Source organism: Allohahella sp. A8 (assembly GCF_047946665.1).
Classification (GTDB): Bacteria; Pseudomonadota; Gammaproteobacteria; order Pseudomonadales; family Oleiphilaceae; genus Allohahella.
On sequence record NZ_CP172312.1, the window covers coordinates 2,275,445 to 2,290,064 of the forward strand.

The 14,620-nt window shown below is 56.9% G+C and carries 12 protein-coding genes; 6 read left to right on the forward strand and 6 right to left on the reverse strand.

The features are described 5' to 3' along the window. Positions 1-102 precede the first annotated feature (102 nt). On the forward strand, positions 103-627 hold the full coding sequence (locus ACH3PB_RS10165) for a hypothetical protein (protein ID WP_416399359.1): 525 nt from the start codon (positions 103-105) through the stop codon (positions 625-627). A gap of 9 nt (positions 628-636) precedes the next feature. On the opposite strand, the gene ACH3PB_RS10170 is transcribed toward ACH3PB_RS10165, so the two are convergent. Next, positions 637-1,326: a hypothetical protein gene (locus ACH3PB_RS10170; protein ID WP_416399360.1), complete on the reverse strand. Its 690-nt coding sequence runs from the start codon at positions 1,324-1,326 to the stop codon at positions 637-639. Positions 1,327-1,462: 136 nt separating this feature from the next. Here ACH3PB_RS10170 and ACH3PB_RS10175 point away from each other — a divergent pair, with 136 nt between their 5' ends. Continuing rightward, a complete protein-coding gene (locus ACH3PB_RS10175; RefSeq protein ID WP_416399361.1) occupies positions 1,463-2,197 on the forward strand; it encodes an outer membrane beta-barrel protein in 735 nt (244 codons plus the stop codon). A 13-nt stretch (positions 2,198-2,210) separates the two neighbouring features. Here the strand turns inward: ACH3PB_RS10175 and rlmKL are convergent, their stop codons facing one another. Beyond that, entirely contained in the window at positions 2,211-4,526 is a 2,316-nt protein-coding gene (rlmKL, locus tag ACH3PB_RS10180; protein ID WP_416399362.1) for a bifunctional 23S rRNA (guanine(2069)-N(7))-methyltransferase RlmK/23S rRNA (guanine(2445)-N(2))-methyltransferase RlmL, read from the reverse strand. Between the two features lie 261 nt (positions 4,527-4,787). On the opposite strand from rlmKL, the gene rmf reads away from it, so the two are divergent. Continuing rightward, positions 4,788-4,988, forward strand: a complete 201-nt coding sequence (gene rmf, locus ACH3PB_RS10185) for a ribosome modulation factor (RefSeq protein ID WP_416399363.1) — start codon at positions 4,788-4,790, stop codon at positions 4,986-4,988. Between the two features lie 89 nt (positions 4,989-5,077). Here rmf and ACH3PB_RS10190 read toward each other — a convergent pair whose 3' ends face one another. The 3 genes from ACH3PB_RS10190 to uvrB all read right to left on the reverse strand — a co-directional run bounded on the left by ACH3PB_RS10190 (position 5,078) and on the right by uvrB (position 9,189). After that, complete coding sequence (locus ACH3PB_RS10190; RefSeq protein ID WP_416399364.1) at positions 5,078-6,151, reverse strand: quinone-dependent dihydroorotate dehydrogenase; 1,074 nt, start codon at positions 6,149-6,151, stop codon at positions 5,078-5,080. A 263-nt stretch (positions 6,152-6,414) separates the two neighbouring features. Further along, positions 6,415-7,167 (reverse strand): sulfite exporter TauE/SafE family protein, encoded by a 753-nt coding sequence (locus ACH3PB_RS10195; RefSeq protein WP_416399365.1) that lies wholly within the window; start codon positions 7,165-7,167, stop codon positions 6,415-6,417. A gap of 3 nt (positions 7,168-7,170) precedes the next feature. After that, entirely contained in the window at positions 7,171-9,189 is a 2,019-nt protein-coding gene (gene uvrB, locus ACH3PB_RS10200; protein ID WP_416399366.1) for an excinuclease ABC subunit UvrB, read from the reverse strand. A gap of 104 nt (positions 9,190-9,293) precedes the next feature. Here uvrB and ACH3PB_RS10205 point away from each other — a divergent pair, with 104 nt between their 5' ends. The 3 genes from ACH3PB_RS10205 to ACH3PB_RS10215 all read left to right on the forward strand — a co-directional run bounded on the left by ACH3PB_RS10205 (position 9,294) and on the right by ACH3PB_RS10215 (position 12,883). Next, the gene (locus tag ACH3PB_RS10205) at positions 9,294-10,475 is read left to right on the forward strand and encodes a pyridoxal phosphate-dependent aminotransferase (protein WP_416399367.1); all 1,182 of its coding nucleotides are present in this window, start codon (positions 9,294-9,296) and stop codon (positions 10,473-10,475) included. A gap of 5 nt (positions 10,476-10,480) precedes the next feature. Beyond that, entirely contained in the window at positions 10,481-12,430 is a 1,950-nt protein-coding gene (locus ACH3PB_RS10210) for an ATP-binding cassette domain-containing protein (RefSeq protein ID WP_416399368.1), read from the forward strand. Positions 12,431-12,508: 78 nt separating this feature from the next. Further along, complete coding sequence (locus tag ACH3PB_RS10215) at positions 12,509-12,883, forward strand: hypothetical protein (protein ID WP_416399369.1); 375 nt, start codon at positions 12,509-12,511, stop codon at positions 12,881-12,883. Positions 12,884-12,888: 5 nt separating this feature from the next. Here ACH3PB_RS10215 and ACH3PB_RS10220 read toward each other — a convergent pair whose 3' ends face one another. Then, complete coding sequence (locus ACH3PB_RS10220) at positions 12,889-14,544, reverse strand: BCCT family transporter (protein ID WP_416399370.1); 1,656 nt, start codon at positions 14,542-14,544, stop codon at positions 12,889-12,891. Positions 14,545-14,620 lie beyond the last annotated feature (76 nt).

Sequence of the window (14,620 nt, forward strand, 5' to 3'; positions counted from 1 at the left end):
AAAATGTCTTATAAATAGTAAAGCGGGTGCTCGCGAAAGTAGCGTCAGGACCGGCTAAATGCAACTTAAGACACCGTGAGACTGGGAGAATACGTAATAACAATGGCGCATAGCATTGATACTTCTGACATCTGGCTGCTCGATATCGAGGCCTACTCCGGTGAAAGTGACAGTTTCCCGGTAGCCATCGCTTGGGGCATTATGGGCGGGCACATCAATCACGAACTGATCATTCCTGAAGACGAGTGGCTTGAAGAAGCCGAAGATCAGCCCACCACTTCCGAATTCAATTTGAATGACCTCCGCGAACGGGGCACGACTGCCCTCGACATCATAAGACAGCTGAACGAAGAGCTGGCTGACAAGCGTGTCGTGGTCGACGGCCTGGATATCGACGAAGCACTCCTCGAGCGCCTCTACGAGCCGTATAGCGCAGAGCCATCATTTGAGATCCACAGTCTGACCAACTTTCTGAGCGATAATAATATCGACTACGACTTTCACGAGCTCTACGAGCGTCGTACGGAATTCGTTCAGGAGCAGGCCCAGGGGACAGATGAGGCCGAAAAGAGCGTGTTTGCGCTCCATCAGCTCATAGAGGAGTATGTCCGGCGAAACGATGACTGAGCTGGGTGATCAGCTACGCTTGCCGTAGAATCGCGGGCGACCCACACTCATGTTTCGGGTTTCAGAGGCCAGGCGGGCATGTGGCCTGGCGTCCGGCTCCCCTGGCTCCTTCTTCTTGGAATCGGCCACTCGATCAGATTGCCGGCGCCTCGGTTGAACGGATTCGTTTTCCCAGCTTGGTTCCGCTACGGCTTCATCCTTGCTGCCGACCCAGTATTTCTCGACGGCCATAGCCACACGTTCTGAAATATCGTCGTCGCGACTGTAATATTCGCGATCGAGCAGCATTTCGCTGATGGCCCTGACCGCATCTGCCATTTCGTCGCAAGCCATCTGCAGACGATAACTGAGGTGTTCTATTTCATCGTCATCCATCGCCTGCATACGATGGCCGGCCTCATAGAAGAACGCGTTCTTGATCCAATGGCGCAGAAACAGCGCTTTCTGCAGGATATTCCAGTGCTGCTCAGGAATCTCGAGATCATAGATGATGTCTTCTGTGACCTTACCGAGTTGCGCCTGGCTGCTGGTGTACATCATCTTTCGCAGCCGGCTCTTCCAGCGACTGGCAATGCTGTGAGGGCTCGTCCCGTACAGGCCGGCAAGTGTATGCTCCAGTGCCTGTGCCTGGTAGAAAGCCTTGCCCAGAAGTGCGAGCAGGGGGACGGCGGGTTCACCGTATTCAGTTGATTTGGACATGGTAAATCTGTAGCTCTGTCTGTTTTATAGAAGTTCGACTGGTATAAAGATTTGTTTTGTGACTATTTTCCGTGACTGTAGAGAATGAGCAGGGCAAAATCCACGCCCTAGTTAGCAGTTCCGGCAAGGACAACAAATGATCTTCAGCGCAAGCATTCAATCTGACCTCCGCGTAGCAATGCTCTGGAGCAGGTGTCTTCATTATAAGCCATTCGCGCCTGTCCTGCTTGCTACAGTACTGCTTTCCAGCCCTGCGCACGTCCTTGCGGATGATGCAGACAGCGGCGCAGCGCTGTCGTCGGCGATCGCAAATGCGCCAGCGAAGAAGACCAAGAAGAAACGAGCGCCTGAGATCGTGCCCAAACACGAGCGCTCGTATATCGGCATATTTGGCACACAATTCGAAGTCCGTGGCGTAACGCCAGCGCGGGATGATCTGAAGTTTGATGGCGCCTCGGTCGTAGCCGGCACCTATATCAGCGAGAACTTCAGGCTCGAGGCTCGAGCCGGCACAGGCCTGGAAACAGCAGTTGCCGCAGAAGATCCCGCAAACTCACTCGAATTTGACATCGACTATTACGTATCCGGACTGGTCGGTCCACAGGCCAACCTCACGGACTATTTCCAGATCTACGGTCTGGTAGGCGTTACTCGTCTGGTACCGTCAACCGAACGCTCGGCCCTCAGAGGTTTCCCGGACATACCGGAAGACCTGGTGGACAGCTCATTCAGCTTCTCCTACGTCCTCGGTGCAGACGTGCATATCTACTACGATATCTGGGCCTCACTGGAATTCGGCCAACTGCACAAGGACACGATAACCAATATCCGTACCGAATTCCTGAACGTCGGGCTCAAGTTCGAGTTCTAGCCGCCGTCTAACTCTACGCCTTGTGGTTAATGAGCCAGCAGCTGTGAATCCGGTGGTTGCGGGCAAAGTCTTCCGGAATAGACTGTTTAGTGAAGTCGGTCACCTCGAAGACTTTCCGGATATCATCATCGAGCTTGAAAGATCTCAGGTTGCAGGAGAACAATAAGGTTCCCTGCTCCGCCAGCCGCTGCATGGCTGCACGGATCATATCAGCGTGATCGCGCTGGATATCCAGAACGCCCGTCATCCGCTTCGAATTGGAGAAGCTCGGTGGATCCAGGAAGATAAGATCGAAGCGCTCCCGCTGCGTTTCCTTCGAAGACAGCCACTCCATGACATCTGCCTGTAAAAACCTGTGCTGCCCGCTGTTGAGACCGTTCAGGCCGAAATTATGGATGGCCCAATTGAGGTAGGTCTGCGACATATCGATACTCAGTGTCTCTGCTGCACCGCCAGCGGCCGCCTGCAGTGATGCCACCGAGGTATAGCTGAAGAGATTGAGCACGCGCTTACCGTTGGCCTGCTCGCGCAGCCAGCTGCGTGCTGGCCTGTGATCGAGAAAGAGGCCGGTATCGAGATAGTCGTGAAGATTCACATACACCTTCATGCCAGCTTCGTGGACCACCCGGAAGGGAGACGGCAGTGGCGCCTGCCCTGGCTGTCGAGACAGGGGTGATGGGCCAGACCTGCCAGCCTTCTCATACTGGCTATTGCCTCGCTGGCGGCTACGCTGCTTGATCACGACCTGCTGTTCACTGAGCTCGAGTACCGATGAAATCACCGCCCTCGCTGCAATGAGACGCTGCCTGGCCTTTACGGGATCCACTGACTTCGGGGCGGCATATTCCTGAAGGGACACCTCGCCCTCGTACCAGTCCAGTGCAAAGGCGAACTCCGGAATATCAGCATCATAGAGCCGGTAACAACTCACATCGTGGCGCCCTGCCCATTTGCGGAGCTGCTTGAGATTCTTTTTCAAACGGTTGGCCAGGGTGTGCTGGTGCTCGCTCCAGACCGCAGGCTCACTGGACTGCGATGGCAAGCCAGAGAGTGGCTGTTCGCTTGTGCGAGCGAACGTGTCGCCTGGCGCCGGGGCCTCGGAGAGCCTGGCAGCGGTTTTCGGGCCACCATACAGCTCGAACACACTGAGCACGACTTCCAGGTCACCATTGTACAGCTGATACTGCTTCTTGGCCTTGAGGTGCATGACCTGCGGAACATCTGGCAAGCCTGACAGCACCGCCAGTCGACAGTTGTGCTTGAGCTGTTTCAGCACCAGTGCCCAGTCGGCGTAGAGCTGCTGGATTTCAAGTGTATTGCCCAGTCGTTCGCCATAGGGGGGGTTGGTCGCAATGAGCGAATAGGTCGAAGCCTCTGGCGCACTCATCGCCTCGGTTGCCGAACGTCGCTCCAGCTCGACGAACTCGACGACGTCGGCGCTCCTGACGTTGATGCTGGCATGGGTCAGGGCCTTCGGATCGACATCGCGACCGAGGCAACGGCCGGTCCAGCGCTGTCGCGCAGCCGCTGCCTGAGCCGTGGCTTCAACCACCACGTTCTGCCAGAGCTCTGGCTCATGCCAGCTGGCATGCTGGAACAGCCCTGTTTCCCGCAGCAGCCCAGGCGCCTGTTGCGTAGCCATATGGGCGGCCTCGATCAGAATGGTACCAGAACCACAAAATGGATCGAGCATGGAGGCGGCAGGATCTGCGCTCACCATCTCTGGCCAGCCAGCGCGCATCAGAACGGCAGCGGCCAAATGCTCCTTCACGGGCGCGGCGCCCTGGGCATTGCGGTAACCTCGCTGGTGCAGGCTGCGACGACTGCAGTCAAGTGCGATAGTGAAGCCACGACCGAACCCTAGAGCTATGACCTGGCGGGCATTGTCACGGTCAAGATAGGGCGCCTCTTTCCCGGCGGCGCGAAACGCATCGACGATGCCATCCTTGACCAGCTGCGCACCAAAACCGGCACTTCGAATATCCCCATCCTGGCCCTTCGCATCGATCCAGAATGGACTCCCCGGCTTGAGCAGGCGGACCCAGTCGATGCTGGAAGCAGCCTCGGACAGCGCACTCACCTGTGTCGTTTTGTTATCCACAGCGAGGTTTATTAACACTCTGCTTACCAGACGGCTGTACATGAGCAGCCAGTAGATCTGCCCCAGGGTGGCCTGGGTAACCGCCCTGGTACGAAGCAGCTGATCTGTCTGCAGGCCGCAGCCCGCAATCTCTGACGCCACAAGATGATCGAAGCCTCGAGGGTACACCAGCTGAATCTGGGTGGTCTGCAAGCTGTCACTAAACAAGGGATTAGAATTAAAAGTCATTTTTATAGACCAAACTATTCGTTCACATGCAGCGTCTGTTAACGCTACTTTGATGGTGTGGAGACTGTCGCCCATGCATAACGCAGTGGCAAGCACAGATTAATCTTGATACCGCCACAACGGCAACGGTCGTCCGCCATGCCTGACAGGGCCCGATTCTAGCGCTCCGGTCCTCACCGGGGGCAGCCATAAAGGGCACCGGGAACTCGAGTTCTGTCAGCATTGTGTTTCCAATTTACCAGATCGTGAGGAATGGAAATAATGAAGAGACAGAAGCGTGACATGTCTGAACGAGCGTATTCGAAAGGCTACCAGGTCGGCGTATCGGGTCGTTCAAAAGATCTTTGTCCAGACACCAATCACGATACATGGATGAGCGGCTGGCGTGATGGCCGCGCAGATAACTGGGATGGATTCACCGGAGTTTCCGGCCTTCACAAGCAACCTACCCTGAACGGCTGATCAGGCAGCCAGTATGTGTTGACGAGCAGCGACCTTCCCTGGCCAGAGTCTGACCAGGCTGACTTATCCACTCACTCATCGTCGCCTCGTCAGGCAGCCCGATTCACGGGCTGCCCCAAATTCAGATCTGCGATAGCTTCTACAAGTGCAGGTCCAGCATAAATAAATCCGGTATACACCTGCACCAATGCGGCGCCAGCCTTTAGTTTGGCCTCTGCGTCTGATGGCGTCATGATGCCACCCGATGCGATCACAGGCATTTCCGAGTTCACCGATTTCAACGCCGTCACCAGCCAATGCAGCAACTCGTCCGCACGCGCGGTCAATGGTGCGCCACTGAGGCCACCGATCTCACGGGCGTGCTGCGCCGTTTCCACCCCCTGGCGAGACAGCGTGGTATTAGTTGCAATCAATGCATCAATGCCGGCTCGATGCGCCTGTTCGGCCACACTTTGGACTTCTTCCTGCGTCAGGTCGGGTGCAATTTTCAAAGCGAGCGGCACATAACGGCCGGATTGCTTCTCCAGACGCGCCTGCTCAGCCTTCATTGTTTCCAGCAGCTGATCGAGGGCCGCGCCAAACTGGAGCGCTCTCAGACCGGGCGTGTTCGGTGAAGAGAGATTGATAGTGACGTAATCCGCCACATGATGAACCGCTCTGAAACAGTCAAGGTAGTCGACATGGGCAGATTCCGCGGGCGTATCCTTGTTCTTGCCGATATTGACGCCAACGATCCCCGGCCACTTACGCACCTCGAGACGCGACACCAGCTTTTCCACACCCCGGTTATTGAAGCCCATCCGGTTGATGATGGCCTGTCGATCCTCGAGACGGAACATGCGGGGCTTTTCGCTCCCGACCTGCGGCTTCGGCGTCACTGTACCTACTTCGATAAAGCCGAAACCGAGTGAGCCGAAGGCGTCGATGCACTCACCGTCCTTGTCCAGTCCAGCCGCAAGCCCAACGCGATTCGGAAACTCGAGGCCCATGACAGTGACGACGCCGGCCTGTCCTGCAACCGAACCACGAGCAAGACGCTTCAGAAGCCCGGTGCGTTGCATGAAACGAAGGCCTGCCAATGCCTTGTCATGAGATTGCTCCGCATCCAGTCGAAACAGGAAATTTTTCATCCACGGATACATTCTTGCCAGAGCGCTCAACATCCGTTGCCCTCCCTCTTTGCTACGTTTTCAACTCCGCACCAGCCGCCCGGCTCGTGTCGAGGCGGGAGTATAACGAGGCCGCAGCGAAGACGAAAGAACAGACGTCTCGGCCCTGTGGAAAGCTATTGTTTCAGGACTGTCACTTATCCACGAATTCTGTGGATAACTGTGTGTGTATCGCAATAGCAACCTCCCGGAGCCTACTGCGGCGCGGCTTTGACGCAGATCGTGCGAAATTTGTCCAGGTCGATTGCCAGCACTACTTATGAAAAAAAGGACGTGTATAAAGTTCGGAATGCAAGCCCTGTCAGCACCAATTTAAACCAAAATTTGAAGCGATCTTCATTGACATGTTGAAGAACACGCAGTCCGACCTTCGTTCCTACCCAGGCGGCCAACACCATGCAGACCAGCACAGTAAGCCATGGCAGAAAGCTGAAACCGGCCAGCCCGAACACCAGAATTTTCAGACCATGCTGTGTAGTCATACAGGTAGAAAAGAGTGCGGTATAGCGCCATTTATCCAGACCCGAGCGGCCAATCCAGGCTGAAACCAGTGGTCCTGTGGCGCCTACGAGCATGGTGGCCAGGGTAGTGAGCAGGCCGCCTGTCATCAGACCCAGCGGACTCCGTAAGCCCAGCTGAGGCACCTTGCCCCAGCAGAGATAGAGTATGAAGAGCGAAATGATGACGGGAATCCATTGCTGATCCATACGTACCAGCAGTGCGACCGCCATCACCGAGGCCACCAGCGCACCGCCTGCGAAAAACAGCGCCTGCGAAGTGTCCAGATGCTCCCGGGTCAAGACCGCCCTGCTCGCGTTGGAGCCCATCTGCACGAGACCGTGTAGCGGAATGAGCGCCAGCGGCGGTACCAGACCCGCCATGATGATGATCAACAACGAGCCACCACCGACCCCCAACGCAGCCGTCAAGACCGAACCGGTGAAGCTCGCCACAGACAGCAGGATAAGATCGATGACCGAAATCATCTCTGGTAACAGCGAGTCGAACACCGCTCAGGCCATCAGACTGTTGGTCTTGATCTTCTGCAAGCGGTCGCGAAGTTGGGCGGCCTTCTCGAATTCGAGGTTCCTGGCCGCTTCGTACATGGCATCTTCGAGCGCCTTGAGCGCCTTCATGGCCTGCTTCGGATCGTCTGGCAGAACATCAGGGCCAGTGTAGTCCGCAGTCGGTTCGGCCACCTTGCGCTGCGCAGGACCTTTCTTCTTGCCCGGGTTATAGGCGCCTTCCATGATGTCCTGCACATTCTTGTCCAGGGCGGTCGGGGTAATGCCGTGTTCGAGGTTATGCTCGATCTGCTTGTTGCGGCGGCGCTCGGTTTCGTCCAGCGCCCGCTGCATGCTGTCAGTTATCTTGTCCGCATACAGGATGGCCCGCCCACGCAGGTTTCGCGCAGCTCGGCCGATGGTCTGTATCAGCGAGCGATCACTGCGCAGGAAGCCTTCCTTGTCGGCATCGAGTATGGCGACGAGAGAGACCTCAGGCATGTCCAGGCCCTCCCTGAGCAGGTTGATGCCGACGAGCACGTCGAACACGCCAAGCCTGAGATCACGAATGATTTCGACCCGTTCAACAGTATCGATATCCGAATGCAGGTAGCGGACCCGCACGCCATGCTCCATCAGGTAATCCGTAAGATCCTCCGCCATCCGCTTGGTCAGCACCGTTACCAGGACGCGCTCCTGGCGCTCGACCGTGGTTCGGATCTGACCCATCAGATCATCAACCTGTGTCTTGGCTGGCAGGATCTCGATCACAGGATCAATGAGGCCGGTCGGCCGCACCACCTGTTCCACGATCTGCCCCTGATGCTCAGCTTCATATTTGCTCGGCGTGGCGGACACGAAAATGGTCTGCGGCGCCGTGCGCTCCCACTCGTCAAAACGAAGTGGCCGGTTATCGAGCGCCGAAGGTAGCCTGAAACCGTATTCGACCAGCGTCTCCTTGCGCGAACGGTCACCACGGTACATGGCGCCAATCTGAGGGACGGTCGCGTGTGACTCGTCGATGATGAGCAGCGCATCTGGCGGCAGGTAGTCGTAGAGGGTCGGTGGCGGCTCGCCTGTGGCACGACCGGACAGGTAGCGGCTGTAGTTCTCGATGCCGTTACAGTAGCCAAGCTCCTGCATCATCTCGAGATCGTAGCGGCAGCGCTCCTCGAGTCGCTGGGCTTCAAGGAGGCGATGATTGTCACGCAGGTTCTTCAGGCGCTCGGTCAGCTCGCTCTTGATGCCACTGATGGCGTCGAGGATGATCTGACGGGGCGTGACATAGTGCGTCTTGGGGTAAATAGTGGCTCGCGGCACCTTGCGAATGACTTCCCCGGTGAGCGGATCGAACCATGAAAGCGACTCGACCTCATCATCGAAGAGCTCGATTCGCAGGGCCTCGCTCTCGGATTCAGCCGGAAACACGTCAATCACGTCCCCCCTCACCCGATAATTGGCCCGATGCAGTTCGACATCGTTACGCTTGTACTGCAGCTCTGCCAGCCGCCTGACTATGGTGCGCTGATCAATAGTATCCCCGCGGTCCAGGTGCAGCATCATCTTCATGTAGGACTTCGGATCGCCGAGACCATAAATGCAGGAGACCGTGGCCACGATGATGACATCGCGGCGCTCCATCAAGGCCTTGGTAGCCGACAGCCGCATTTGCTCGATATGCTCGTTGACCGACGAATCCTTCTCGATAAAGGTGTCCGAAGACGGCACATAGGCTTCTGGCTGGTAGTAGTCGTAGTAAGACACAAAATATTCGACGGCGTTATTCGGGAAAAATTCCTTGAACTCGCCATAGAGCTGCGCGGCCAGTGTCTTGTTGTGCGCCAGTACCATGGTTGGCCGGTTCACCTGTGAGATGACATTGGCCATGGTGTAGGTCTTGCCGCTACCGGTCACCCCCAAAAGGGTCTGATGGCTCAGACCATCGTTCAGCCCCTCTACGAGCTTCGCGATCGCCTGAGGCTGATCGCCCGCCGGCGCATAGGTACTCTTCAGTTCAAATGATTTCATACGTCCTTCAATCCGTGTCAGGCGCTATCGATGCAAACAGCCTGATGTTACAATTTCGCCCAGCGTTTTCTCCCACTCTCAACAATCAAGAAAGGATCGCCTGCGTGGAAATTCAGTTGTCGGATCGTGTCAACAGCATCAAACCATCGCCTACTCTCGCCGTGACCAATCGCGCCGCCGAGCTCAAGGCAGCGGGTAATGATGTCATCGCACTTGGCGCCGGAGAACCGGACTTTGATACGCCAGAGCATATCAAGGAAGCGGCCATCAAGGCGATCAGAGACGGGCGCACAAAATATACCGCTGTCGATGGCACGCCTGAGCTGAAGCACGCGATCATCGAAAAATTCCGGCGCGACAATAACCTGAAATACGAATCCAACCAGATACTCGTGTCATGTGGGGGCAAACAGAGTTTCTTCAACCTGTCGCTCGCGCTGCTCAACCCCGGTGACGAGGTCATTATCCCGGCACCCTACTGGGTATCCTACCCGGACATGGTACTGATCTCCGGCGGAAAGCCAGTCATCATCGAGACCACGGTCGAAGCGCGCTTCAAAATCACGCCCGAACAACTGGAACAGGCCATTACGCCGAAGACCCGGCTATTCGTTATCAACAGCCCCTCCAATCCCAGTGGTGTCGCCTATACCCGCAAGGAACTCACGGCGCTGGCTGAAGTGCTCAAGAAGCACGAACAGGTACTGATTGCCACCGACGACATGTATGAACACCTGCTCTGGAACGACGAAGGCTTCTGCAACCTGCTGGATGTCGCGCCTGAACTCACTGACCGGACAGTCGTCCTGAACGGAGTATCCAAGGCTTACTCCATGACCGGGTGGCGAATCGGTTACGCCGGTGGGCCTCTCAAGCTGATCAACGCCATGAAGAAGGTGCAGTCACAGAGTACATCGAATCCAGCATCGATTTCACAGGCAGCGGCAGTGGCTGCACTGACTGGCGATCAGGACTGCATCAAGCCAATGCTGAAGGCATTCAAGGAGCGGCATGATTATATCGTGGGCGCGCTCAATACGATTCCTGGCGTCAACTGCCCAGAATCTGATGGTACGTTCTACAGCTTTCCCGGCTTCCAGGGTGTGATGGAGCGGCTCGGCATGGCCAACGATGTCGAGCTCGCCGAACTTCTTCTGGTCAAGAACGGGGTTGCGCTCGTGCCAGGCTCAGCGTTTGGTACGCCCGGGCATCTGCGAATTTCCTTCGCGACCAGCATGAGCAATCTTGAAAAAGCCATGCAGCGTCTGCAAGAGCTGGGTAGGTAGTCGCCATGCCATTACTGCATCTTGATCAGATTTCTCTCGCCTATGGCATGAAGCCCTTGCTCGACAATGTTTCGGTCGTTATCGAGCGGGGTGAAAAGGTCGCGCTCGTGGGGCGCAACGGCGAGGGAAAATCGACCCTGCTACGCCTGCTGTCGAAACAGGCGGAGCCGGATAGCGGCGAGATCCGCGGTCTGGATGCCATAAATGTCGGCGTACTCGACCAGGACCTGCCTGAGCGTACAGACACGACAGTGTTCGAACTGGTTGCCGGTGGTCTGGCGGAAGCCGGTGAACTCATCACCCAGTTCCATGAGCTTTCGCACAGCGAGCTCGATGAAAAGGGACTGGAAGCGCTTTCTGTCGTGCAGTCACGAATGGAAGCCCTGAATGCCTGGCAGCTTGAAACCAAGGTCGAGGCGATCATCACACAGCTTGGGCTCAAGCCAGAGGTGACGCTGAAGTCACTTTCCGGCGGCTGGCGTCGACGTGCCCTACTGGGGCGCGCGCTGGTATCCGACCCTGATCTGCTGCTGCTCGACGAACCGACCAACCATCTGGACATTCCAGCCATCGAATGGCTTGAAGGCTTCATCCGTAACTTCCGTGGTGCGGTTATTGTCGTGACACACGACCGACGCTTTCTGGCGAATATCGTCAATCGGGTGCTGGAACTCGATAGAGGCAATATCTATTCGGTCAGTGCAAGTTATCCGGAGTATCTGAATCAGCGGGAAAAGCGTCTACAGGATGAAGCCACCGAGCAGGCGCTGTTCGACAAGCGCCTGGCTGAGGAAGAGGTGTGGATTCGTCAGGGCATCAAGGCCCGTCGCACCAGAAACGAAGGTCGTGTGCGTGCGCTGAAAGCCTTGCGTGTGGAAAGATCGCAGCGCAGGGAGCAGCAGGGCAAGGCCAATATCGAGCTCGAAAATGCGGACAAGAGCGGCAAGCTGGTTATCGAAGCCGAAGGCGTGACCTACAGCTATGACGGCAACAGTAGCGACACCCCCGTAGTAAATAAACTTACCTTGCAGATACAGCGTGGCGACCGCATCGGCATTGTCGGCAGTAATGGTTGTGGCAAATCGACCCTTCTGAAACTTCTGCTCGGCGGCCTCGAGCCAGATTCAGGTAAGGTCAAGCACGGCACAAAGCTGCAGATCGCCTATTTCGATCAGCTGCGTAATCAGCTCGACCCAAAGAAAACCGTTATCGACAACGTCAGCGGTGGTCAGGATTTCATCGAAATCAATGGCAAGCGCAAGCATATTATCGGCTACCTCGGCGACTTCCTGTTCCCGCCTGCGCGGGCACGGACACCACTATCGGCACTCTCTGGTGGTGAGCGCAACCGGGTGCTGCTCGCCAAGCTGTTCACCCAGCCAGCAAACCTGCTGGTGATGGACGAACCAACCAACGACCTCGATGTCGAGACCTTGGAAATGCTTGAAGAGCTGCTGACCGAATACAAGGGCACGCTGCTACTGGTCAGCCACGATCGGGAGTTTCTTGATCAGGTGGTCACGAGCACCCTCGCCTACGAGGGGCAGGGCCGCTTCAAGGAGTATGTCGGCGGCTACACCGACTGGGTACGTCAGGGCCATGGCTTCACCACCGCAAATAGCGGCCTCGAGAGCCTGGCTGACGATACGGCGGCGGCCGATAGCAATCAGGCTGACACCACCCCCTCGGTCGCCGCGAGTGTTGCAGCGCCTGCTGCGCCAAAGCCCGAGCCAAAGAAGAAGCTCAGCTATAAACTGGAGCGCGAACTTCAGCAACTGCCGACTCAGATCGAGACGCTTGAATCGGCCATCACGACCATGCAGCTGGCGATGGCAGAGCCTGGCTTTTTTGCCCGTGAGCAGAGTGAAATCAACAAGGATACGGACAAGCTGGCACGCCTGGAAGGCGAGCTCGCTTCGGCCATGGAACGCTGGCTCGAACTCGAGTCGATGTAGCGTGTGGGCTGCGTCCGTGTGAGCCAGACATGCTCGATGACGTAGTGATTCATCATATAAGCTGAAAGGAGACACGATATGCACTACATGAGAACGGTACTCACAGGCAGTTTGCTAGCCATGGGGATCGCCCTGACGGGTTGCGACCAGGAAGCCGCCGAAGATATGGACCGCGCTGGAGAAGACCTCTCGCGTGCCACCGAAGACATGGTCGAGAGTGGCAAGCGCGCGGCAGGCGAGGCCGCAGATGAAACCGGTGAATTCCTTGAGCGCGCAGGTGAAGGCCTTGGCGAAGCTGGTGCCCGAGCGAAAGAGCTTGGTCGCACTGCCCTGGACAAGACCGGCGAAATGGCGTCTGAAGCCGGTGATGCCATGCGCGACATGGCCAACGACACAGAGTCCAGGATCGAGGACGCTGATGACAATGTCGAAGAAGACACCGGTATACAGTAGACCATTCAGCGCCTGTTCTGTCTGAGCAGGCGCCACTCCCCGAGCAAGCCTACAGCCAGGCTGCCGCATAGCAGCAACAGCACGAGCGTAAACGGCAATGCTGTCGTGATCGCCCCGGCCCGCAAGGCATCCAGCGCCAGTGTTCCTCCGCCGACAAGCAGCATCGATGCGATGAGTCCCTCCAGCGTGGCCCAAAACACCCGCTGTGACGTCGATGAGTCAAACGAACCGCCGGACGCCAGCGAGTCCGCTACCAGGCTTGCAGAATCGGATGAGCTCACGAAGAACACGACGACGGCGAGTATGCCCAGCACTACCGTCACGTCTGACCATGGTAGCGTCTTCAGCAGAGTAAACAGGGCCAGAGACGGTTGATTCCCCAGCGCAAGCAACTCACCACCGGCAGTTTGCAGCTGTAGCAGAGCGCTGCCTCCGAAAATAGTCAGCCACATGAATGTCAGGATACTCGGGATGACCAGGATGGCGACGAGGCACTGGCGTATGGTTCGACCACGCGAAATTCGAGCGATGAACAGCCCGACGAAAGGCGCCCAGGAAATCCACCATGCCCAATAGAACACCGTCCATTGATGATACCAGCCTTCATCACTGCGATTGAACCAGAGGCTCAGCGCACCGCTATTCTGAATGTAGGCCACAAGGCTATCGGCACCCATGAGGAGAATTGCCAGCGAAGGGCCTACCGCGAACACGAAGCCTGCCAACACGACGACAATCAAAAGATTCAGCTGACTGACCCGTCTGATACCGCGTTTGATACCGAGGATCATCGACATAATCACCAGCACTGTTATGCCAACAATAATGCCCAACTGTACCGGTATGGTATCTGGCGTACCGAAGAGAAAATTCAAGCCAGCACTGATCTGTCGGGCGCCGAAGCCCAGAGAGGTCGCAAGACCGAAGACGGTGGCGATCACGGCCGTACTATCGATGATGTCGCCCGGCCATCCCCAGATCCGCTTGCCCAACAAGGGGTAGAAGGCCGACCGAAGCGTGAGCGGCAGTCCACGATTGAATGCGAAGAAACCCAAAGCCAGGGCCACAAGGCCGTACATGGCCCAGGGATGAAAGCCCCAATGATAGAGCGTAGAGCCCATGGCGAGCCTGGCGGCTTCAGGGGTGGCCGGGGCTATGCCAAGCGGTGTGCCATCAAATCCGAGGTAGTGCGACATGGGCTCCGCTACGCTCCAGTACATGAGCCCAATACCCATGGCGCAGGCGAATAGCATCGCAAACCAGGACAGCACTGAGTATTCAGCACGAGCGCCTTCCCCACCGAGCCGGATCCTGCCGAGGGGTAGCACGATCAAAAGCAGGCAGAACACGATGACGACATCGGCCGTAAAACTGAAGAGCCAGTCAAAATGCTCGATGGTCCAGGTCATGGTATGGGAGAACAGCAGGTCTGCCTGCGCTGGCGCCACGATCGCCGCCATGACGAATATGAGAATGATGACTGAACTGAGAAAGAATACCGGCGCGTGCAGCTCGAGCCCCATGATGGCGAGCTGCTCCTGGGCGTTAGGATAGTCGCCCACCAGTGGTGGTGTAGCTGCCTCCTCCAAGCCCGTGTCATCGTCGTGCTGAATGGCATCGCTGTCTACCAGATCTGCCTGAGTTCTACTCCCCTTGTCCACGCTGGCCCATCACTCCTTTGTCCTGTTAACGTTGCGCACCAAAAAACGATGACCTAGCATAACGGTGACATCGAGC

What these genes read in the sequence shown, in the direction of transcription:
- ACH3PB_RS10175 (WP_416399361.1), top strand. Translation starts at nt 1,463, where the DNA reads ATGATCTTCAGCGCAAGCATTCAATCTGACCTCCGCGTAGCAATGCTC.
- ACH3PB_RS10215 (WP_416399369.1), top strand. Translation starts at nt 12,509, where the DNA reads ATGCACTACATGAGAACGGTACTCACAGGCAGTTTGCTAGCCATGGGG.
- rlmKL (WP_416399362.1), bottom strand. Translation starts at nt 4,526, where the DNA reads ATGACTTTTAATTCTAATCCCTTGTTTAGTGACAGCTTGCAGACCACC.
- ACH3PB_RS10190 (WP_416399364.1), bottom strand. Translation starts at nt 6,151, where the DNA reads ATGTTGAGCGCTCTGGCAAGAATGTATCCGTGGATGAAAAATTTCCTG.
- ACH3PB_RS10165 (WP_416399359.1), top strand. Translation starts at nt 103, where the DNA reads ATGGCGCATAGCATTGATACTTCTGACATCTGGCTGCTCGATATCGAG.
- ACH3PB_RS10210 (WP_416399368.1), top strand. Translation starts at nt 10,481, where the DNA reads ATGCCATTACTGCATCTTGATCAGATTTCTCTCGCCTATGGCATGAAG.
- ACH3PB_RS10170 (WP_416399360.1), bottom strand. Translation starts at nt 1,326, where the DNA reads ATGTCCAAATCAACTGAATACGGTGAACCCGCCGTCCCCCTGCTCGCA.
- uvrB (WP_416399366.1), bottom strand. Translation starts at nt 9,189, where the DNA reads ATGAAATCATTTGAACTGAAGAGTACCTATGCGCCGGCGGGCGATCAG.
- rmf (WP_416399363.1), top strand. Translation starts at nt 4,788, where the DNA reads ATGAAGAGACAGAAGCGTGACATGTCTGAACGAGCGTATTCGAAAGGC.